This window comes from Methylomonas sp. MgM2 (assembly GCF_054172045.1).
Map to the genome: position 1 here is coordinate 1 of NZ_JBSYXO010000090.1, position 1,571 is coordinate 1,571.

Below are 1,571 nucleotides of genomic sequence, written 5' to 3' on the forward strand. Positions count from 1 at the left end.
CCCTGAGAATCCAATCCGACTAGGCCGAGCAATTCCTCGCGGCCGCCCTGTTCGACGAAGCGGTCGGGCAGGCCGATGTTGAGGACCGGCATCAAAATCTTCTGCTGTTGCAAGAAGGTGTTGATGCCGCTGCCGATGCCGCCGGCCAAGACGTTTTCCTCGACCGTGACCAGGACGTCGTGGCTGCCGGCCATCTCCAGCACCAAGGCCTCGTCGAACGGTTTGACGAAACGCATGTTGACCACGGTCGCGCCCAATTGCTTGCCGGCTTCGACGGCGGGGGCGACCATGGAGCCCCAGGCCAGGATCGCGATGCGGCCGCCTTGATGTCTGATCTCGGCCTTGCCGATGTCCAAGGTGCTCAAGGCCGGGTCGATGGCGACGCCGGGGCCTTTGCCGCGCGGATAACGCACCGAGGCCGGGCCATTGTAGTGGAAACCGGTGGTCAGCATTTGCCGGCACTCGTTCTCGTCGGCCGGGGCCATGATCAGCAGATTCGGAATGCAGCGCATATAGCTGTAATCGAAGGCGCCGGCGTGGGTCGGGCCGTCCGGGCCGACCAGACCGGCTCTGTCCAGCGCGAACAGCACGTCCAGGTTCTGCAGGGCCACGTCGTGGATCAGCTGATCGTAGCCGCGTTGCAGAAAGGTCGAATAAATCGCCAGCACCGGCTTGGCGCCCTGGCAGGCTTGGCCGGCGGCCAGGGTCACCGCATGCTGCTCGGCGATGGCCACGTCGAAGTAACGTTTCGGAAACTGCTGGGAAAACTTCACCAGACCGGAACCCTCGCGCATGGCCGGGGTGATGCCCAGCAAGCGCTCGTCTTGGGCCGCCATGTCGCACAACCAGCGGCCGAACACTTCGGTATAGGTCGGATGCGGCGAAGGCGTGGCTTTCGGTAAATAATCCTTGGTCGGATCGAAGGCCGGCACGCCGTGGTAGGCCAAAGGATCTTTCTCGGCCGGGGCGTAGCCCTTGCCTTTCTTGGTCACCACATGCAGGAACACCGGCCCGCTCAAGTCTTTGATGTTTTCCAGGGTCGAGACCAGCATATCGACGTCGTGGCCGTCGATCGGGCCGAAATAATTGAAACCCAGCTCCTCGAACAAAGTGCCCGGCACGATCATGCCTTTGACGTGCTCTTCGGCCTTACGCGCCAGCTCCCAGACGCTGGGCATGCTGGACAAGGCCTTCTTGCTTTCCGCTCGTACCGAGGAATACAGCTTGCTGGACAACACCTTGGTCAGATAATTGTTCATCGCCCCGACCGGCGGCGAAATCGACATATCGTTGTCGTTCAAGATCACCAGCAGATTGGCGTTGACGTCGCCGGCATGGTTCATGGCCTCGTAGGCCATGCCGCCGGTGATGGCGCCGTCGCCGATGATGGCCACCATCTTCTTGTCCTCGCCGCGCAGCTGCGAAGCGATGGCCATGCCCAAGGCCGCGCTGATCGACGTACTGGAATGGCCGACCCCGAAGGCGTCGTATTCGCTTTCGTCCCGGGCCGGAAAGGCCGACACTCCGCCCAAGGTCCGAATGGTCGGCATGCGCTCCTTGCGCCCGGTCAG

General features: G+C 62.5%; 1 protein-coding gene. It reads right to left on the reverse strand.

All coding sequences use genetic code 11. The features are described 5' to 3' along the window. Positions 1-1,571: 1-deoxy-D-xylulose-5-phosphate synthase (gene dxs, locus ACW73I_RS22990; protein WP_458031839.1), on the reverse strand; the 1,571-nt coding region annotated here is incomplete at both ends.